The 19,241-nt window shown below is 36.5% G+C and carries 18 protein-coding genes; 9 read left to right on the top strand and 9 right to left on the bottom strand.

Annotation, left to right across the window (positions count from 1 at the left end; genetic code table 11):
- Both A3G9_RS0101300 and A3G9_RS0101295 read right to left on the bottom strand, forming a co-directional pair.
- The gene (locus tag A3G9_RS0101300; protein WP_002820838.1) at positions 1 to 873 is read right to left on the bottom strand and encodes a glycosyltransferase; all 873 of its coding nucleotides are present in this window, start codon (positions 871 to 873) and stop codon (positions 1 to 3) included.
- 117 nt (positions 874 to 990) lie between these two features.
- Positions 991 to 1,854 carry a glycosyltransferase family 2 protein gene (locus A3G9_RS0101295; protein WP_002817300.1) on the bottom strand — a complete coding sequence of 288 codons (864 nt, stop codon included), beginning with the start codon at positions 1,852 to 1,854 and terminating at the stop codon, positions 991 to 993.
- Between the two features lie 159 nt (positions 1,855 to 2,013).
- Between A3G9_RS0101295 and A3G9_RS0101290 the strand changes: the two genes are divergently transcribed.
- Positions 2,014 to 2,283: a hypothetical protein gene (locus tag A3G9_RS0101290; protein WP_002820840.1), complete on the top strand. Its 270-nt coding sequence runs from the start codon at positions 2,014 to 2,016 to the stop codon at positions 2,281 to 2,283.
- A gap of 551 nt (positions 2,284 to 2,834) precedes the next feature.
- Here A3G9_RS0101290 and A3G9_RS0101280 read toward each other — a convergent pair.
- The gene (locus A3G9_RS0101280; protein ID WP_002821723.1) at positions 2,835 to 3,992 is read right to left on the bottom strand and encodes a helix-turn-helix domain-containing protein; all 1,158 of its coding nucleotides are present in this window, start codon (positions 3,990 to 3,992) and stop codon (positions 2,835 to 2,837) included.
- Between the two features lie 143 nt (positions 3,993 to 4,135).
- Here A3G9_RS0101280 and A3G9_RS0101275 point away from each other — a divergent pair, with 143 nt between their 5' ends.
- The 5 genes from A3G9_RS0101275 to A3G9_RS0101255 are packed head-to-tail and all read left to right on the top strand — an operon-like array spanning position 4,136 to position 9,090.
- Positions 4,136 to 5,212 carry an ABC transporter ATP-binding protein gene (locus A3G9_RS0101275; RefSeq protein WP_002817298.1) on the top strand — a complete coding sequence of 359 codons (1,077 nt, stop codon included), beginning with the start codon at positions 4,136 to 4,138 and terminating at the stop codon, positions 5,210 to 5,212.
- Between the two features lie 3 nt (positions 5,213 to 5,215).
- Positions 5,216 to 6,172 carry a carbohydrate ABC transporter permease gene (locus A3G9_RS0101270; protein WP_002821722.1) on the top strand — a complete coding sequence of 319 codons (957 nt, stop codon included), beginning with the start codon at positions 5,216 to 5,218 and terminating at the stop codon, positions 6,170 to 6,172.
- A complete protein-coding gene (locus A3G9_RS0101265) occupies positions 6,172 to 7,002 on the top strand; it encodes a carbohydrate ABC transporter permease (protein WP_002821721.1) in 831 nt (276 codons plus the stop codon). Before A3G9_RS0101270 ends, A3G9_RS0101265 begins: the two co-directional genes overlap by 1 nt.
- Entirely contained in the window at positions 6,999 to 8,372 is a 1,374-nt protein-coding gene (locus A3G9_RS0101260) for an ABC transporter substrate-binding protein (protein WP_002821720.1), read from the top strand. The genes A3G9_RS0101265 and A3G9_RS0101260 overlap by 4 nt, the downstream gene beginning before the upstream one ends.
- A gap of 28 nt (positions 8,373 to 8,400) precedes the next feature.
- On the top strand, positions 8,401 to 9,090 hold the full coding sequence (locus tag A3G9_RS0101255; RefSeq protein WP_002820844.1) for a glycerophosphodiester phosphodiesterase family protein: 690 nt from the start codon (positions 8,401 to 8,403) through the stop codon (positions 9,088 to 9,090).
- Between the two features lie 212 nt (positions 9,091 to 9,302).
- On the opposite strand, the gene A3G9_RS0101250 is transcribed toward A3G9_RS0101255, so the two are convergent.
- From A3G9_RS0101250 to A3G9_RS0101225, 6 genes are read right to left on the bottom strand one after another with little or no spacing between them, the layout of a single operon-like run.
- The gene (locus tag A3G9_RS0101250) at positions 9,303 to 10,214 is read right to left on the bottom strand and encodes a nucleoside hydrolase (RefSeq protein ID WP_002821719.1); all 912 of its coding nucleotides are present in this window, start codon (positions 10,212 to 10,214) and stop codon (positions 9,303 to 9,305) included.
- Positions 10,211 to 11,914 carry an adenine deaminase C-terminal domain-containing protein gene (locus tag A3G9_RS0101245; RefSeq protein ID WP_002821717.1) on the bottom strand — a complete coding sequence of 568 codons (1,704 nt, stop codon included), beginning with the start codon at positions 11,912 to 11,914 and terminating at the stop codon, positions 10,211 to 10,213. The genes A3G9_RS0101250 and A3G9_RS0101245 overlap by 4 nt, the downstream gene beginning before the upstream one ends.
- 15 nt (positions 11,915 to 11,929) lie before the next feature.
- Positions 11,930 to 12,994, bottom strand: a complete 1,065-nt coding sequence (locus A3G9_RS0101240; protein ID WP_002821716.1) for an ABC transporter substrate-binding protein — start codon at positions 12,992 to 12,994, stop codon at positions 11,930 to 11,932.
- Between the two features lie 22 nt (positions 12,995 to 13,016).
- Positions 13,017 to 14,069: an ABC transporter ATP-binding protein gene (locus A3G9_RS0101235; protein ID WP_002821715.1), complete on the bottom strand. Its 1,053-nt coding sequence runs from the start codon at positions 14,067 to 14,069 to the stop codon at positions 13,017 to 13,019.
- Positions 14,070 to 14,083: 14 nt separating this feature from the next.
- Positions 14,084 to 14,872: an ABC transporter permease gene (locus tag A3G9_RS0101230; RefSeq protein ID WP_002817287.1), complete on the bottom strand. Its 789-nt coding sequence runs from the start codon at positions 14,870 to 14,872 to the stop codon at positions 14,084 to 14,086.
- Positions 14,869 to 15,672 carry an ABC transporter permease gene (locus A3G9_RS0101225; RefSeq protein WP_002821714.1) on the bottom strand — a complete coding sequence of 268 codons (804 nt, stop codon included), beginning with the start codon at positions 15,670 to 15,672 and terminating at the stop codon, positions 14,869 to 14,871. The genes A3G9_RS0101230 and A3G9_RS0101225 overlap by 4 nt, the downstream gene beginning before the upstream one ends.
- Positions 15,673 to 16,099: 427 nt before the next feature.
- Here A3G9_RS0101225 and A3G9_RS0101220 point away from each other — a divergent pair, with 427 nt between their 5' ends.
- The 3 genes from A3G9_RS0101220 to A3G9_RS0101210 all read left to right on the top strand — a co-directional run bounded on the left by A3G9_RS0101220 (position 16,100) and on the right by A3G9_RS0101210 (position 19,234).
- Positions 16,100 to 16,792 carry a GntR family transcriptional regulator gene (locus A3G9_RS0101220; protein ID WP_002820847.1) on the top strand — a complete coding sequence of 231 codons (693 nt, stop codon included), beginning with the start codon at positions 16,100 to 16,102 and terminating at the stop codon, positions 16,790 to 16,792.
- 9 nt (positions 16,793 to 16,801) lie between these two features.
- Entirely contained in the window at positions 16,802 to 17,800 is a 999-nt protein-coding gene (locus A3G9_RS0101215) for an ADP-ribosylglycohydrolase family protein (RefSeq protein WP_002817284.1), read from the top strand.
- Between the two features lie 75 nt (positions 17,801 to 17,875).
- Positions 17,876 to 19,234 (top strand): purine-cytosine permease family protein, encoded by a 1,359-nt coding sequence (locus tag A3G9_RS0101210; RefSeq protein WP_002817283.1) that lies wholly within the window; start codon positions 17,876 to 17,878, stop codon positions 19,232 to 19,234.
- Positions 19,235 to 19,241 lie beyond the last annotated feature (7 nt).

Genomic DNA, 19,241 nt, shown 5'->3' with positions numbered 1-19,241 from the left:
TCAAACAGGATTGGCTAAAAGATCAATTTCTTCGGCAATAACTTTCTCTAATTTCTGCTGTGCCTGCTTTGAAAAACGGGAATAAGAATAACTATGTAAGAGAAAGTTCTGAATTGATTTTAAAAAGACAATATAGTTCGGTCCTTCTTCAGGCAGGCCAACGAAAAGACTGCGGTTATTTTTCCTAACCGTTTGCCAGGTACTGTCCAAATGAGCTCGATGAACCATTAATGGTTGGTTTACATGATAAAGAGACTCGCGCATTAAACCCGCCAACCAGGTTGCTTGATCGTGAGCCTGGTCCAAACCGTTCGAATCAGATCTGATTCCCGCATAAACTTCTTCAAGCGGTCCAATAATTGATTTCTTAAAAGCCATTGAACAACCGTCACGACGAATAATCAGATTATGGAGGTCAGGAATAACTTGGCCTACATCCCCATTTCCGACTTCGTCAATTGTGTCTTTTGGAAGGATCTTTTGATCAGCCGGAAGGAAATTGTAATCGGATACCAAAACTTCCATATCATCGTTTTCAGAAAAACATTTCATTGATTCAGAAATTTTGTTTTTATTCCAAATGTCATCTTGGTCGGCAAAAAAGACAATATCGGTATCGGTTTGATCAACCATATCCATAAAGTTGTCCCGCCAGCCTTTCCTTTCGGGATTAACCTGAAAATCCCAGCTATTCTGTAAATCATGTTCAAAAATAAAATTTTTAACAATTGTTTCCGTATCATCGGTTGAACAATCATCGCGAATAATTACTTTTGTCGGTTTAAGCTTTTGATTGGCAATCGAATCGAGTTGATCGTAAATATATTTGGACCCGTTGAATGCCGCCATAATCACTGTTGATGTTAATTTCATAACCACCCCCTAATTTAATTGTAATTTTTTCTGACAAAAGTACAAATCAGGGTTAAGTTTGTGCACTCATTAAAAATAAATCGTATTTAAGTGTGCATTGAATATCAGAAAATGAATTCAAGATAGTTCATCAACTGAAAAACTGCGAATTTTATTCTTGATTTCTTCTTGAAAATTCCGCTGTAGGAAATATGGATAGGACTGATTGCCGGCAAAAAATTTTTCAACTGCCTTCAAATAAACAACGAAACTAAGACTGTCACCATATAAATGATCTTTATGCTGCTTTTTTTCAGTTTGCCAAGTGCTGTCTGGATGAATCCGTCTAATAAACAAAGGCTGGTGAAGATGATAAAGCGTTCCGCGGGCAACTGCCGCCAACCAAGCAGCCTGGTCGTGAGTCTGGGCAACCGCATTAAAATCGACTTTTACACGACGAAAGATTTCGATTGTCGAATCAATAATCGACTTTCTTAAAGCCATGCCGCACCCAGGACGGTATACGGCCAAATTCGTCAGTGTCAGATCGACTTTATAGAGTTGACTGGAAACAGGTGTCTCTTCAAGTTGACGAACAACCAACAAATTTTGTTCTTTGGGAATAATTACATAGTCGGAAACCAACACTTCCATTTCCTCTTCGGCCTCAAAGGCAGTTAAAGTAGCTTCCACTTTGTTTTCCTGCCAAATATCGTCCTGGTCACTATAAAAAACGACATCGGTTTCAGTCTGCCTCAACATTGAAATAAAATTTTCCCGCCAGCCTTTTCTTTTTTGATTGACTTTAAAATCCCAACTAGCTCGCAAATTATTTCCGTCAATAAACTGGTTGACAATTTCAGCCGTATCATCACTTGATTTGTCATCGCGAATAATAACTCTGGTCGGCAAAATACTTTGATTAAAAATTGATTGAAGCTGATCATGAATATACTTGGAGCCATTGAACGTTGCCATGATCACAGTGGACGTTAATAACATATATCACCTCTTACATACATTGTAAAGCGTTCTCAAATCTTCTGCTGAGGCAAGACTTTCCCAATCTACTGGAGATCCTTTAAAATTCAAAGTAGAATGACTGTATCGTAAAAATTGTCATAGTAATATAATTTAAGTCATAAAGGAGAATAAACGAATATGAGCTTAAATTTGGGTGCCGGCGACTTAACAAAAGCTACCAAATCAAATTATGATTTGGTAGTCGAGAAAACAAGCATTCTGGTTCAATTTAAGGAGGCTGCTTACACAGGGGAAGGAAACAACAATCTACTCATATTAAAAACATCTTTTAGCAATCTGAGTTTCGATGACAAAATTATCGACGGCATTGAAATCTTGATTGGTAAAATTTCCAAAAAGCAGGAGCCAAGTTTTCAGGGATTAAAACAGCGGCTTACGAGGCATTAATTGATTTCGGGGAAGAAAAAAAGAAAACTTCGATTCTGCCCCTTGTCGTAAAGGCCAGGGAAAGCAAAACGGTCTTTCTCATTTTCGAGCGAGCAAATGGATTGGACGAGTGGCCAAGAAAAGCAAACCATTACCATTTCCTCGTTTCAATTGATTATAAAAAATATAAAAAAGTTTATTTGGAACTCCAAGAAGATCCAATCAGTCTTAAAGAATTCAAGAGCAGAGAGGGATTAGTTATTTGAATCAATTCAATAAAAAAACGCTTCAATAGGAGCGTTTTTTTATTATAAATATTAAAAGTAAGAACCCTTCTGAAAAAATCGAAAAATAACAAAAATCAAACAAGCCAACAATTTATTCTTTTTTAAGAACCCTCTTCTTTGATAAATAGAAGGAATTAATTTTCTTAAAAACTGATCTCATAAAGAATAAAACGGCTATTGTGATCATATCTGTCCCCTCATAGCAGAGAACATCGTAATTCATAAAGGATGCCAAAAATATAAAGAAAGAAAGTAATGGTATAAAAACTATTTTTTATCAAAAAGTTAATGGCGATATTTCTTTGGAGTAACACCGGTTATCGAATGAAAAATTTTTACAAAATAACTTTTATCAACAAAGGACAAGTAATTGGAGATTTCCTGCAGATTTTTCTTATTATCAGCCAGCATTTTTTTCGCTAATTCGATTTTCTTATTATTCACATACTGTTTGACGGTCACGCCATACCTTTTTTTGAAAATTGGATTAAGGGTTTGTTTAGAAACATTTCCCTTTTCGGCGATTTCATGTAAGGTTAGCTTTTTTTCAAGGTTGCCATCAATGTAGTTGCGACAAATAAAAGCAACACCGGCGCCGTCTTCGCGATTATGGTTTTTCAGTTTATCAAAATATGCCCAAACAATTTTTTTGATTTCACTATAAAAATTAACAATCTGCTGCTGATATACCCGATTGATAAGTTCCATTCTAATTTTGGCAGATTCATTCAGCGACAAACCAGAATCAATCGAATGATCGGCCATGCTGCAAATAAAAGAAATTAACAGTTCCTTTAAATAACTCTGATCAGCCGGGACGATCAATTGATTTTTCTGATGTTGATAATTCGGAAAAAGAGATTTCAACTCATTCATATTTTTGATGATATTCTTTTGATCCAAGGCCTGTAAATTATTCGCAATTTGTTCCTGGTAAAAAAAGAAAAGCGATTCTTTGGAATCTTTTTTAAAATTCAGATTTTCAACCTGTTCCACAAATTGTTTTTGTTCCAGCCAATAAGTCATAACTTGGCGGGTCGGCGGTTTCTTTTGCGTATAAAGAGAAAAAACAAGTTCAGCAAGTTGTACGGCATCAGCAATCGAGTGGACATCGCTTTGGGACTTGTCACTAAAATCTCTTTGAATATATTCATTTGGAAGCAACAAAATATGCGTTTCCAAATTAATCGGCAATTCGATCATGACCTTGCCTGCTCCGCGAATCAGAACATAGTTGCCCAAGTTGGCCAGGCGAAAAACCCGCTGCAGATCGTCTTTCCCAATTGCCGGTAAAACAAATTTATTGGCGTCGAATAGAAAATCGAGGCTGCCTTTTTTTACAAAAAAAATCTCCTGATCGGAAATATCACTGAAAAATTTGAGTTGTTGATTAGATTCATTCATATCGCAGACAAAAATAGAAACAAAAACAACTTTATACAAATTAATTATAACGTTACATAAATAAAAGCTTTCAGTTGCTAAGATACGGGCGTTTATTAAAAAAAGAACGGGGATGATTATTTTTTTAAAAAAGAAGTTGGAATTTTTAATCGAAAAATAAGGGAAATTTACGGAGAACTACTTTGTCAATCGAATTTAAGAATATTACAAAAACTTATGATCAAGCACCGGTACTTGAAAATATCAATGCCGAAATTGAAAACGGTGAATTCTTTGCAGTTGTCGGACCATCAGGATGCGGAAAGAGTACCCTTCTAAGAATGTTGGCTGGCCTGATCGATATAACCGACGGAATTATAAAGATTAATGGAAAACAAATTAATGGACTGGCCGCCAAAGACAGAAATCTGACGATGGTTTTTCAGGATTATGCGCTTTTTCCTTTTCTCAATGTCGAGGACAATATCGCTTTTGGATTAAAGGCCAGAAAAATGCCCGAAGAGGAAATTAAAAAGAGAGTTGCTCACGCGCTTGAAATGGTTGATCTTTCCGATTATAAGGAAAGAAAACCGAGGGATCTTTCCGGTGGCCAAAGGCAAAGAGTTGCATTGGCCCGGGCAATCGCCAGCGATGCCAAAATATGTTTAATGGACGAGCCTTTATCCAATCTGGATGCCCAATTAAGAGTAAAAATGCGTTCCGAAATTCGCGACTTGCAGCAAAAACTAGGTTTAACGCTTATTTATGTCACCCATGATCAAATCGAGGCAATGACGATGGCTGATCATATCATGGTTTTAAACGACAAACATGTCCAACAAATCGATACGCCGTTGGGAATTTATAATCAGCCGGCTAACGAATTTGTTGCCAATTTTTTTGGCTCCCCAAAGATCAATATTCTGTCAGGAAATTATCAATCGAACAATCACGAGATTACAATCGACAAATATTTAAAAATAAAAGTCAATAAAAAACTTGATAAGAACGACTATGTGGTCGGAATTCGACCGAATCAAATGGACTTTGAAACAATTGATAATTTAAAGGAGGGAAATGCAAGCGTAAAAAATGTTTCCAATTTAGGTTCGCAAACGATTGTATCGGCTTTGCTGGATAATGGCCAAACAGTCAGAATCGTAAAAGAAAATCAGCTATCGATTGCCCCGGGAGAAAGAATAAAAGCCACTTCAAGAGGCGACGCTTTCGTTTTCGATCCTGAGAAAAGAAACTTGGCTGCCATCAGCGTGGGAGTTTAATCAATGGAAGAGGAAAATAATTTACTCGATGCAAAAAAACAAAATATTCTTGAAAATTCAAAAAAATCAATATTGGCGAATAAAATCAGCGTCAAAAAAAATGACAAATTTTACGCACTGCTTTTTTTAGGGCCGTCGCTGCTCCTTCTAATTCTTTTTATTTTTTATCCAATGCTGAAAACAATCTATCTAAGCCTGTTCTTGACGAATGGGAATGGACAAAACACAGTCTTTGTTGGTTTGGAAAACTATGTTTCCCTTTTAACATCCAGCACTTATCTTGCCAGCTTAGGATCCACTTTCGTTTATGTTATTGGTGTTTCTGTTTTGACGATTTTTTTAGGTCTTTTACTAGCAAGTACAGCCAGCAAAAACGTTAGAGGGTCCGTTTTTTTTCGAACAATTTTTTCTTCGACGATGGGCGTTTCCATATCGGTCTCGGCAATCTTTTGGCTATTTATTTTTAATCCTTCAATTGGAATTTTAAACCAGGTCGCAGCCTTCTTTCACCTGCCGATTCTAAACTGGTCAACCGATCCGAACTTGGCGATGATTTCCGTGATAATTTCAACTGTCTGGATGAATTTGGGCTTTGCGTTCCTGGTACTTTTCAGTGCCTTCGAATCTTTGCCGCTAAGTCTCTATGAAGAAACAGCAATTGAGGGAGTTGGCCCGGTCTACCGATTTATGCACGTGACAATTCCACTCATCTCACCAACTCTTTTCTTCGTTTCTATCATTACATTAATCGAATCATTTAAAAGTTTCGGCCTAATCGATCTAATGACAGCTGGTGGGCCAAACAATGCAACCAATATGCTGGTTTACCAAATTTATCAAAATGCTTTTTTGAATGGTAATTATTCGCAAGCCAGCGCTGAATCGGTCATCCTAACGATTATTATCGCTATCTTAACCTTTATTCAATTCAAATATTTGGAAAAGAAGGTCAGCTATTAATGGAAAATCTAAATCAGTGGACCGGAAGCAAAAAAACTTGGCATTACCTGTTGCTGATAATTTTGTCGCTTCTAATACTTGGTCCTTTTATAATCGGCCTTTGGACAAGTCTTCTACCGACTGCCGACATTTCAAGCGGAAAACTGTTTATTGACAATATTTCCCTGGACAACTATTGGGCAGCCTTGACGCAAACACCAATAATTCGCTATTTGTTCAACAGTTTGTTTATCTCGATTTTAACAATGATCTGTCAGGTATTTTTCTGTTCCCTGGCTGCGTACGCTTTTGTCTTCATTGATTTTAAGTATCGGAATTTTTATTTTTATCTGGTTCTTTCAACAATGATGCTGCCATTTGAAGCAGAAGTAATTCCTAATTTTCAAACAATCAAATCATTAGGATTACTGAACAGTTACTTGGGAATGGTCATCCCCTTCATGACTTCGGCTTTTGGTATTTTTATGCTGCGGCAGTCTTTTATGCAAATGCCTTACGAATTAAAGGAAGCCGCCGACGTTGAAGGGTTGAGCCATTGGCAATTTTATCTAAAAGGAGCTTTGCCCTATAGTAAATTAAGCATTTATACATTAGCAGCCTATAGTTTCCTTTCTGCTTGGAATCAATATCTCTGGCCCTTGTTAACAACTTTCAGTGACGACTACCGGCCAGTTCAAGTAGGCCTGCGCGAACTTCAATCCCAGGAAACTTTCAACAACTGGGGGATGATCCAGGCGAGCGCGGCAATTATCGTCATTCCAACCCTGATCGTTCTATATTTTGGTCAGCATTACTTTAAATCGGGTCTCAATGAAGGTGCCGTCAAATGAAAAATCAGAAGAGAGTTATTTATAACTTAATCATCGTTCTTACGGTTGCGTTTTTATCTTTGCTCCCAGTTAGTTTGTTGGGCAACAAGCAGGCCTCTGCAGCCGACAATTCCAAAAGAATTAAAATTGTTTTTTGGCATGAGATGACCGGACCGGCACAAACGCAACTCAACGAATTCGTCAAACAATTCAATAAATCGCAAAGCAAATATCAAGTCGTTTCTCAATTTGAAGGAACTTACGAAGAAGCCGTTCAAAAAATCTTAAACACACATGAAAGCAATACTTCTCCGGCCGTTTTTCAATCAGCTGATATTTCAGTCAGCCAACTTTATCACAGCGGCTATATCACGAAGGTCCAAAAGTTCATCGATAAAGACAAGAGTTTTAACGTAAACGATATATCCTCGGTTGCCCGAGCCTTTTATAGTCAAAAAGGAGAGCTATTGGGGATGCCCTTTAATACATCGCAACCAGTTCTTTACTACAATGCGTCGTTATTAAAAAAATATAATATCACTCCGCCGCCAATGAATCCAAGTTATAGCGATATCACTCGCGTGGCAAAACAGCTCTATCAAAGATCAAACAAAAAAGTCAAAGGAATGACAATGGAAGTTTATGGCTGGCTATTCGACCAATTGATTGCAAATTCCGGCAACTATAGCGTTAACAATCAAAACGGTCGTCTAGCAACACCAACAAAAGCTTCTTTCATTAATTCCGGTTCGCTGAAAGCGATGGAATGGATCCAAGAAAACGTTAAAAGCGGCGACTTTATAAATTACGGTTCCGGTACAAACGCCTCAGCCAATGAAATGGCAGCCTTTTTATCCGGAAAATTGGGTATATTCATGGAATCATCAGCCGATATCGGCCAGTTGACTCTCGGCATGAAAAATCAAAAACTTGGTGTAACCTACTATCCTCATGCTGACGGCCAAAAAGCCAACGGCGTCGCAATTGGTGGTGCCGCTCTTTGGATCAGCAACGATAAAAGCTCAGAAGTCCAGCAAGGCGCCTGGAATTTTATTAAATACCTGGAAAGCGCCAAAAATCAAGCTACCTGGCAAAAAGCAACCGGCTATCTGGCTTTGAATAAGAACTCGAAAAAGACAAAAACTTTGAAAAATCTTTATAAAAAGAATCCAGCGCTAAAGGTTCCCAGCGAACAATTAGCCAAGACCGTTCCAAACAATTCCAACTCGGGAATCTTTGTCGAAGGAATTGTCCAGGAAAGAATAATTCTCAACACAGCCCTTGATCAAATTTATAACGGCAGCAATATAAAAAGCTCTTTGACTCAGGCTGAGGAAGCTATGAATAGTTACATTAAAAATAATAATCGAGCCAACGGTTGGCGTTATTAAAATCATCATTTAGGGAGTATATAAAGAAATGTCAGATCAGAAAACTTTAATTTTTGCCCATCGTGGAATTCCAGCCCGCCTTCCGGAAAATTCATTGGCAGGTTTCCAATATACAATTGACCATTCGGCCGATGGAATTGAATTCGATGTTCATTTAACCAAAGACCGGGTTCCGGTGGTCATGCATGATGAAAGAATAGATCGAACAACAAATGGAAACGGCTTTATTAAAGACTATCAATTCGCTGAACTTAAAAAATTCAAATTAGCCGACGGGCAGACAATCCCTTCTCTAAAGGAGCTTTTAAAATTAGTCGAGAATAAATCAATTAGGTTAAATCTTGAGTTTAAGACCGATTTATTCCACTATGAAAATATCGAAGCCATCGTTATGGAAATGGTCAAAAAAACAAATCTCAAATATCAAATTATCTATTCGTCTTTTTATCTAAACTCTTTAAAAAAATGCTATCAAATGGATAAGAATGGCCAATACTGTTTTTTGACTCCTAAATACCTTCATAATGCCCACCATTTTATGAAGATTAATCATTTGGCTGGTTTGCACTTAAAGCACTATCAAAAATTGGCAAACACAACCGAAAGAATCTGGACAATCGATGATCCATTAGAAGAGAAAAAACTGTTAAAAAAGCATGTTGCCGGCATTTTTACGAATAATTTTCAAAAAGCCGCCGAAATATTGAACGAACAATAGGCAAACTGTCAATTGCCAAGATAGCAATTTTACCGATAAAGATAAGCAGAAATATTCATTTTAGAAACAAAATAAAATCTTTTAAATTTATTCAGTATTCATTTTTCAAAGTGCAGAATCATTAAATAATCAAATATAGGAATATAAGAAAAGAACGTTGAATCATTCAACGTTCTTTTTTATGCCCTATGAAAAAATCCAAATATTGAATTCTACCATTGCTTTTGAAACCAATTGGAGAATGCTTCAACATCGACCTTCTTTGCAACTTTGGCATTAAAAGGTTGTTTTAATTTACCACGATCATCAATAACTGTAGCGCCACGCGTATATTTGCCGCCAATTTCGACAGCAACAAAGGCCGACGCAAGCGTAAAGAATTCCGGATGAAGCAAATAAGAAACCGTCAGAGCATCGTAAATATTAAAAGTATTCCTATCAGGACCACTATGGTAACCGCCAAACATTAAGGATATGGAATATCCAATTATTCCAGAAGCTTTAATCGATGTTATCGTGTTCTTGTTTATCTGTGCCATCCGTCCAATTTCTAAAGGAATAATCGTTAATGGTATCGTGCTTTGAAAGATAATGTTTGCTGCTTCCGGGTCATTAAAAACATTAAATTCCGAAAATATGCCAGCGTTTCCTCTGCCCCAAGATCCACCCATCATAATGATCTCTGATATTTTTTTTCGATCTTCCGGATATTCTTTTAATAAAATTGCTAGGTTTGTCAATGGTGCAATCGCCAAAATTGAAATCTTGTGATCAGAGTTACTTAACAATTTATGAATGGAGGAAACTGCATTTGTATTTAAAAGCAGTCCTTTGTCTGGAGCAGGAAACTTCGCATCTCCAAGACCATTGTTTCCATGGACCGATCGCGCCTCAAAATTCCTTCCCAATAGAGAAGCTTTGGAACCAGCGGCAACGGGAACTTTTTTACCCCAAAATGTTAACAATTTTAGCGCATTATTAGTAGACTGTTTAACGCCAATATTCCCATAAACAGTTGTGATTAAATCGATCTTTAAGTTGCTGTTCCTAAAAGCAAGCGCTAAAGCCAAGGCATCATCAACCCCCGGGTCGGTATCTACAATTAGCTCTTTGAGTTTATTCATTCTTCCCCTGCCAGCAATAAAGGTATTTTAGTTTGAGTTTTAACATCAAAAATACCTTTATCTGATACCTTAATCGAAGGTGACACCAATAAAGAAAGAGTCGACAAAGACATGATTTCATTGGTATTGACATATCCCAAATCTTTCATTGCCAGTCTTACCTTTTTTAATTTATGACCAATAATATCAATGGGTTCATCACTTATGATGCCTGCTATCGGCAGTTGGACATTGGCGACAATTTCTTTATCCTTAACAACTAAATAACCACCCTGCTGACTAGCAACTTTATCGTAAGCAATCGCCATTGAATCAGGATTCGTTCCCAAAACCATCAAATTATGGTGGTCGTGAGCCCAAGTCGTTGCTATTGCGCCACTTTTATTAATAGATTTAGAAACCAAAGCAAGAGTCAATTGACCTGTTTTGCCATATCTTTCCTGAACAGCTAATAATGCCAGACCAGCTTTTTGCCAGTCGACAATACCATCCTTAACAAGCAACTCTTTTTTGACTGCTTTCGTAAATGTTCCTTTAGCAGCTATTTCAATAACATTAGCAGTAATTTTTTTTAGATCTTTTGAAACTCTAAGTGTAAAATCTTTAGCTGATCGATTAGGAACATAAATCGAATGATACTCTTCACTAGCAAACGGTTTCTCATCATCAATCGACAATTTATCTATTGGGACGCCTCTCTTGTATACATTTTTGATAGAGAAACCATCTAAGTTGTTTAAAACGACAAAATCAGCAATTTTGCCGGGAGCAATCACGCCACGATCTTGAAAATGCATGTGCTGCGCGGGTGTATAAGTTGTCATATATATTGCCCACTCCAGCGGTAAGCCACATTTCACTGCCAGTTTGATAATAGAATTAAGGTGACCGTTGATCAAATCGTCGGCCATTGTATCGTCGGTAACCAGGGCCGAATAATCGTAGAAATGGTTCTTAACGATTGTTTCTATATTTTCCTTATTGAGAGATTTTTTCTGGAGCTGAATAAACATGCCATTCTCAATTTTCTCTTTAATTAAGGCAGGCGTTTGCTGAGTATGATCAGATAAAATACCGGCAAAAATGAACTTAGCCAAATCTTCTTTACTAATGTTTGGTACATGGCCTTCAAGGGGCATTCTTGGACGTTTCTTTTGACATAAAGCAATAATTTTTCTGATTAAAGAATTAGGCTCAGAAGTGATTCCTTTAAAATTCATCGCTTCTCCCAGACAAATAATTCTAGGATCTGCCAATAATTCCTTAACTTCCTCTAAATCAATAATTCCACCTGTTGTTTCCAGTTCGGGATTTGTAGAAGGAACAGAAGAAGGAATCGCGAAAAAAGTATCTATCAAAGAAGGCTGATCCATAAAACGTTTAAGGCCTTTAATGCCGCTCGTGTTAGCTATCTCATGAGCATCGGCAATAACGGTTGTCGTTCCAAAACGAATCGCAGTTTCGCTAAAATTAGTTGGCGTGGCCATAGAACTTTCAATATGCATATGCGAATCAATCAAACCAGGAATAACATAAGAACCTTTGAGATCCAGTATATCTTCAAATTTAAAATCATCGGATAGTTTATCTGCTATTTGAAAAAATTTCCCATCGACAATCGCAACTTCTTTTGCAGCGAACTGACGTGTAAAAGTGTTATAAATTTGGCCATTGATTATTTTTAGATCAGCTTTAATCAATTTATTGTTGTCTCCTTAATTATTAATCAGCGAATTCCAACGGGTAATCCAATTCTTTAAATGAGCGTTCACATATTTAAAATCAATTGTTTTAGCCCGATCGGCAATTTTTCCATAAGTTTTATTTTTAGCGTTAGCTGCACTTAATTTGACTTTTGTATTTACTGGTGCATTGTTAAGGGAACTTGTTTTAGCGACTTTTTTCTGAACACTTTTAGAAATACGGTAATCCAAATACTTATAGGCGGCTTTCAAATTCTTGGTTCCTTTAACAATCGAAACTGTATCATAGTTTGCATAAGTACCACTGTTGGGCACAACGTAACGAAGATTAGAATTAGAAGTTTCCAACATTCCAACAGCATAGTCACCGACAACGGCAGCTTGAATTTCCCCAGAATTAAACATATTTGCCAAATCAGATGACTGTGTATATGTTTTAACTAGGTTTGGCTTTAATGATTTCAAAGCAGAAAAAGCCGATGCTCCACTTTTGCTAGTGATGCTCTTTCCGGAATCATCTGCCGCAATATATAACATCGCCGGACCAAAGGTTGTTGTAACATCAGGAATCGAGATTTTGTTTTTTAATTTAGAAGACCACAATTGATTCCATGATGTTATTTTGCCAACCTTTTTTGCATTGTAGACAATTCCAACACTATTGATCGTATAAGGAATACTGTTAGTCTCTTTGGCCAGTTTTTGTTCACTTTTCGATAAATATTTAAAGTTTTTCAATTTGGAAAAATCCAATTTCTGAAAGACTTTCTCGTTATTTGCAGTTAATGCATTATTTTGCGATAACTCAACCACGTCAACGTTACTGTTTTTATTTTTTTCAATCTGAGTTAATCTAGTAGCACTATCGCCAAATTGGGTGTTTATTTTAACATTTGTCTTTTTAGAAAACGGAGTTAAAACATCGCTCTGCATTTGTTTGGTACTTAATCCAAAAGTCGAAACCGTCAAACTTCCTGAACTTTTAGCCTGTACATTTGTGTTTATTAATGAAACAAATGTTAATAAGGCTCCGGTAATAATTGCCGTACGCATAAAAATACTTTTTCTTAATCCCATTTTAATTCCCTTTTAAATAAATTTATTTGCTCAATCCCAAAACCTTTTGGCTGGGAAAGTTTAAAACAATCGGCTGTCCGGAAAGATATTTTTTATCCGTTCCAGAAACCGCAATCACAATCCCTAAAGGTGTATCAATTTGATAGCGATAGCTATCACCCAGATAGGTGGAAAATAATATTTTTCCTTCTAATTGATTATGATTATCCGAATTTTCCGTTTCTTTTTCGATTATTTCGATATCCTCTGGACGAATCGTCAAACTGATCACATTCGGAGATGAGTCAGCCGCTGTAAACTCAAGATTATGATCTAATAAATATTTTTGATTTTTTAAGAACTTTTTTACTTGGAAAAAGTTTTCATAACCAATAAAATGTGCAACGAACTCCGTTAAAGGATGATGATAAATAGATTCTGAACTGTCAAATTGCTCAATCACGCCCTTATTCATCACAGCTACATGATCAGAAATAGCAAAACATTCTGACTGATCATGTGTTACGAAAAGCATTGTTAATTTTAAGCGTTGTTGAATTTCGCGAATCATTTCTCTCATTTCAACCCTTAACTTCGCATCAAGATTACTTAAAGGTTCATCCAACAGAAGAAGACTGGGATGGGTAACTAAAGATCTTGCTAATGAAACACGCTGCTGCTGTCCGCCGGATAATTGGCTTGGAAATCTCGCCGCGTAATCCAAAAGACCAACTATATCCAACATTTCATTTACTCTCGAACTCAGATCGGGCTCACGAATATGCTGATTTTTAAGACCAAAAGCAACATTTTCTCTCACCGTCAGTTGCGGAAAAAGTGCATAACTTTGAAAAACCATCCCAAAATTCCTTTTATAAACCGGAATCCTACTGATATCTTTTCCATCAACCAGAATTTGACCCTGGTTGGATCGAATAAGCCCTGCAATTGATCTTAGAGTAGTTGTCTTCCCACATCCGCTTGGTCCAAGAAGCGAAACCAACTCACCATCTTCAATCGTTAAATTTATATCATTCAATATTTTATTTTTTCCGTTATAGCTTACTGCCAAATGTTTGACATCTAATCTAGCCATCTGATCCCCTTTTTTTAATTGATTAAGCTTTTCAGGCCTAATTTCTTTTCAGCCATCAGCATGAATATAAGTGTTAGCAACATCAAGCAGGTTGAAATTGCCGAAACAGTCGGATCGTAATTGTTTTGCAGATAATTTAGAATTGACGTCGGCAACATATTCACGTTTGCTCCGCTTAAAAATACAGATACCGGAATGTTATTAAAAGAATTGATAAAGGACAAAAGAAATCCGGAAATAATACTGGTGGAAATATTTGGCAAAACCATTTTGAAAAATCCAGATAAACGAGAAGTTCCCAGAACCCAACTTGCCTCTTCTATACTTGAATCAAATTGCTCCAAACCGCCAATAAGCAGCCTAATCGTATACGGCATACAAATTAGAAAATGTCCAAAAAGGAGGCTGAGAAATAATGGAAAACGGGCATATATAACAAGAGACGAATACAAGGAGAAACCAAGAACAACCTCAGGAACCATAACCGGTGCCAAGAAAACACTTTCTAAGAAATGACTGAACTTTGTCTCACCCCTTGTCAAAGCATAAGCAGCTGGAAGGCCAACCAAGGCAGAAGCAAGCGATGCCAATAATGCAATCACGACACTGGTTATAAAACCTTGAGTAAAAGAATCCTGAGAAAAAATGTTTGCATACCAAGCAAAAGTAAAGCCTTTGATTGGAAAAGAAATAGTTGGCTCAGTTCCAAATGATGTTACGACTATCAAAATCAGTGGAAAAACAAGGAACACAATCGTCACAATCCCAATTATTTTCGTAAGTAAGTGCTTATTCGTTGTCACAATGTTTTCCTCTTATCTACCTTTTTTTGAAATTTCCTTAACAGAAATGTCACAAACAAAGCAATAACAATCATTATCGTTGCGATAACGCTCGCAGCTTGCCAATTCCCGAGGGTCATAGCCTGCTGATACAAAAGTGTCGACATCACCAACCGCTGATTACCTCCCAAAATTTGTGGTGTTGTATAGGCCGTTAACGCTCCGACAAAAACCAGAGTTACTCCAGTAATAATCCCAGTTGTCAATTGAGGAATGGTTACTTTCCAAAATATTTTTGCCGGTCGAGTGCCCAACATCAAAGCTGCGTTGTCCAACTCAGGATCAAGCTTTTCGGATTCGCCAATTAGAGTAATTATCATAATTGGCAAAAATAGATAAACGATTCCGGCAATAATAGATCCATCAGTATAAAGGAAAGACAAAGGACTATTAATAATATGTAGAAATTTCAATAAATTGTTTAAAATTCCACTATTCCCCAAGATCGTAATCCAAGCGTAATTCCGGACAACACTATTGGTTAGGATTGGAAAGACAACTAAAGTCAGTAGAAAAGTCTTTTTGAAACCGGATAGTTTAGAAAGCCAAATGCTGGTTGGGATCCCTAAAAGTACAATAATAAAAGTTGAAACCAAAGCAATTGATACCGTTCTTAAAATTACCAGTTGATTTTGTTGATTGGATAAAAATCCAAAATAACTATTAGCCGAATCTTCGCTGGAAGAAAAAGTCGGCAATACCATCATTATCAAGGGGTAAAAAAAAGTAATAAGCAGAACAACAATCCCAGGAATAATCAATCCGAATTTATTTTTCTTCGACGAAGAAATACCAGCCTTTCAATCATAATTTGCGTCCCTCCAAAATGACGACTAATTCATAATATCACTATTTTACGAACTATATTAGAGTAATTTCCATAATCATTCATAAAAAAGTATTAAAAAAGCCTTAAAAAATATTTTTATTCGTTTTTGTTCGTCTTTAATCGTGATTTACTTGTTTTGTGATTTATGCTTGTAAGACAATTTTTTAAATCCATCAAAATAAAAAGCATCGATGCTTCCAATGATAAATTTTTATTAATATTTTTTTGATTCTCAATATCTATCTGAAATAATTTATAAATAAATAGTTCCCATAAAAATTATGTAATCGCTTGCAAATATTACCATAAAGATTTATTATCTACTTGAGTACTCAAGTACTCAAATTAGGAAATTATCTATGGAATCTTATAAAGGAAATAAAACAACTAGAAAACAAATTGTTTCTAGCATTCAGATGGACATTATAAAAAATAGAAAAATTGGAGAAAAACTGCCATCAGAAAGTGAGTATGCGAATCTCTTTGGAACAGCAAGATCGACAGTGCAAAAGGCTCTAAGAGATTTGGAAACAATGCAGTTAATCGAAAAAGTTCAGGGAAAGGGATCGTTTGTGATATTTAAACATCCAAAAATAGAGATGTTTAATTTTAAAGGATTTTCAGAGTATGCACATCAAATTGGGGCAACTCCAATAACAAAATTAATTAAAAAAAAGAAAATTGACAATGGCCACAAAATGCTTCTCAAGCGCTTACGCAGTATCAAAATCAATGATGAGATAGCTCCTTTGACATTCGACGAATCGATTTTGAGTTTAGATGATTTTCCAGGATTGGATCAATATAATTTTGAAAAGGGTTCTTTATATGACGTCCTAAGAAATAAGTACAACACTTATCCAGCGATAGCTAATCTTGAAGTCATACCAGTTGCTCCAGAAGAAGAAATCAGTAATTTATTGAGGGTCTCAAAAGGTAATCCTTTATTGAAAGTAAACGGTTTTGTATATGACTCCAATTCTGAAATCATGGAAAAAGTCGGCATAATATACAGTGACCAAGCGCGCTTTAAATTCACTCTTGGAATTTAGGAGAAATCGATGAGAGATAAAGACAAAATTTTAGGAACATTATACGGTCAGGCAATCGGTGATGCAATGGGAATGCCGTCTGAGCTATGGCCAATTCAAAAAATTAGAAAAAAATTCGACGGAAAAATAACTGATTTCATGGATGGCACACAAGATAATGAGATTGCGCTGAATTTCAGTCGAGGTGAATACACCGATGATACAAATCAAGCCTTTGCGATTCTTGATGCTTTAATAGAAGCACATTGGGAACCCAAACAAGAAATTCTGGTTAAGCACATTATGGAATGGGCTAATAAAGTTGGGGCGTGGAAAAATAATATTCTAGGACCAAGCAGCAAAGCCGCTCTCACTCTAATTAAAGAAGGAAAAGATCCAACTGAAGTTACAAAAAAAGCGTTGACTAACGGGGCTGGAATGAGAATAGCTCCAATTGGATCTCTTTTTGAAACAAATCAAATAGATAATTTGGTAAAAATGGTATATCAAGTCACAAAAATAACTCACTCAAGTGACGTTTCAATAAGCGGAGCAAGCATGATCGCTGGTGCAGTAACAGCCGGAATTGCCAATTATTCATGGGATGACATTATCAATTATGCAATTAAAGCAAACAACAAAGGACTAAAACTTGGGTCCCCCACTTGGGCTGCCAAAAACAAAAATCGTCTGGAAATAGGAATTGATATAGCGGACAAATATGCGAATAACGAAGACGAATTCAGCAAACAAATCTATGAAACTTTAGGAACTGGGACTATGATTTCGGAGAGCATTCCAGCAGCAGTTTCAGCGGCATATTATACAAAAGATGTTCAAAAATGTGCGATCCTATGTTCAAATCTTGGTGGCGATACAGACACAATCGGAGCGATGGCCACAGCAATCTGTGGTGCTAAAAATGGAGCGTCAAGCATTCCAATTGAATGGAAACAATTGATAGACAAAAAAAATCCGCAACACAACATTGAGGAACTTAGCGACAAAATAATTTCATTTAAAAACTAAATAAAAAAATTTTTTATGAATAACAGCGCAAGAATTTTTGAAATTATTTTATAGATTCCGAAAAGGAGCTAGAAAATGAATGAAGATTCAATCAGGATACAAAATTCAGAAAAAACACTCACGCCGGGTAAGCTTTTTTACAACTGGTTTGCTGCGAACATCGGAATATTAGGATTCGTCTACGGAGCTATAATTGTTAGCTACCATTTATCATTTATACAGTCAACTATTGCAGCTTTAATTGGAGCCCTCTCATTCACAGCACCTGGTTGGGTGGCAATGATCGGGCGAAAAGAAGGAATTACAACTTTTAAACTTAGTCGGGCCGCCTATGGGACCCGCGGAAACAAAATTCCGAATTTCATCGCCTGGATAAATATGATTGGTTGGGTTTCGGTGAACGTTTTAACCGGAACGCTCTTACTTACGGCTATGTTCAAAACAATTAATATTCCTAAAACTACTTTGTCTGATGCAATTGCTTTGGCTATCTTTGGTGGATTAGTCATTGCTTCGGGTCTTCTTAAAGAAAACGTCTTGGCCAAAATTCAAACTTGGTTAAGTTGGATTTTTGGAATATTAACACTAGTTATTTTATTTATATTCCTCTTTAAAGCTAATTGGAACGAAGCTTTTCAACTACCATCAGGAAGTTGGGTCAAAGGTTTTTTGCCAGCGATAAGTATCGTAGCTGCAGGATCAGGCATTTCTTGGTCTATGGCTGCAGCTGATTGGGGAGCTTATGTAAAGACTAATACTAAACCTTCCGCCACATTTTGGAATACAACTTTAGGTGGATCAATTCCACTTTTTATCCTAATGTCCGGAGGCGTCTTATTAAGTACAATTTCCCCAAACTTAGCAAACGCAAGTGAACCATTTTCAGTTATGTATAACGTATTGCCAAGTTGGTTCGGTTTTACTTATTTTCTTGTTGCAGTGGGTGGTTTGATCCCGCAATGCATAATATCGCTGCGCTCAGCAAGAATTAATCTATCAACCGTCGGAATAAATATATCTCAAAGATCATCACTTGTAATCCATGGTGCGATCGTTATATTAATTCCGATTTATGTTTTATTTGTTTCCGGAAATTTTCTCAGCAGCTTCGAACTCTTCCTTAATTTCCTCGGTATTTGTTTGGCATCTTGGGTTGCCATATTCTTGTGTGACAGCGTTATGTATAGAAAAAAGGGATATGACATTAAATTAATGGAAAACCGTTCACCAATACATTATAAATGGGATGGAATAATTTCTTGGATTTTGGCTACTCTTATAGGGCTATTATTCACAAATAATGCAATTTGGAACGGGCCGTTCGCGAAAGGTATATTCCGAAATAACAGTTTGGGAGTATTCATTTCCGGAATTACTGCAATTTTATTTATGTTTATTTTTTATTTACTTAAAAAGATGAACAAACGTGATTAGAAGGAGC

It is taken from the genome of Oenococcus oeni DSM 20252 = AWRIB129 (genome assembly GCF_000372485.1).
Lineage (GTDB): Bacteria > Bacillota > Bacilli > Lactobacillales > Lactobacillaceae > Oenococcus > Oenococcus oeni.
This window is presented reverse-complemented; position numbering and strand designations above follow the sequence as displayed.

Coding starts and splice junctions, on each gene's coding strand:
- A3G9_RS0101300 (WP_002820838.1), bottom strand. CDS start 873: ATGAAATTAACATCAACAGTGATTATGGCGGCATTCAACGGGTCCAAA.
- A3G9_RS0101295 (WP_002817300.1), bottom strand. CDS start 1,854: ATGTTATTAACGTCCACTGTGATCATGGCAACGTTCAATGGCTCCAAG.
- A3G9_RS0101290 (WP_002820840.1), top strand. CDS start 2,014: ATGAGCTTAAATTTGGGTGCCGGCGACTTAACAAAAGCTACCAAATCA.
- A3G9_RS0101270 (WP_002821722.1), top strand. CDS start 5,216: ATGGAAGAGGAAAATAATTTACTCGATGCAAAAAAACAAAATATTCTT.
- A3G9_RS0101265 (WP_002821721.1), top strand. CDS start 6,172: ATGGAAAATCTAAATCAGTGGACCGGAAGCAAAAAAACTTGGCATTAC.
- A3G9_RS0101260 (WP_002821720.1), top strand. CDS start 6,999: ATGAAAAATCAGAAGAGAGTTATTTATAACTTAATCATCGTTCTTACG.
- A3G9_RS0101255 (WP_002820844.1), top strand. CDS start 8,401: ATGTCAGATCAGAAAACTTTAATTTTTGCCCATCGTGGAATTCCAGCC.
- A3G9_RS0101250 (WP_002821719.1), bottom strand. CDS start 10,214: ATGAATAAACTCAAAGAGCTAATTGTAGATACCGACCCGGGGGTTGAT.
- A3G9_RS0101240 (WP_002821716.1), bottom strand. CDS start 12,994: ATGGGATTAAGAAAAAGTATTTTTATGCGTACGGCAATTATTACCGGA.
- A3G9_RS0101235 (WP_002821715.1), bottom strand. CDS start 14,069: ATGGCTAGATTAGATGTCAAACATTTGGCAGTAAGCTATAACGGAAAA.
- A3G9_RS0101220 (WP_002820847.1), top strand. CDS start 16,100: ATGGAATCTTATAAAGGAAATAAAACAACTAGAAAACAAATTGTTTCT.
- A3G9_RS0101215 (WP_002817284.1), top strand. CDS start 16,802: ATGAGAGATAAAGACAAAATTTTAGGAACATTATACGGTCAGGCAATC.
- A3G9_RS0101210 (WP_002817283.1), top strand. CDS start 17,876: ATGAATGAAGATTCAATCAGGATACAAAATTCAGAAAAAACACTCACG.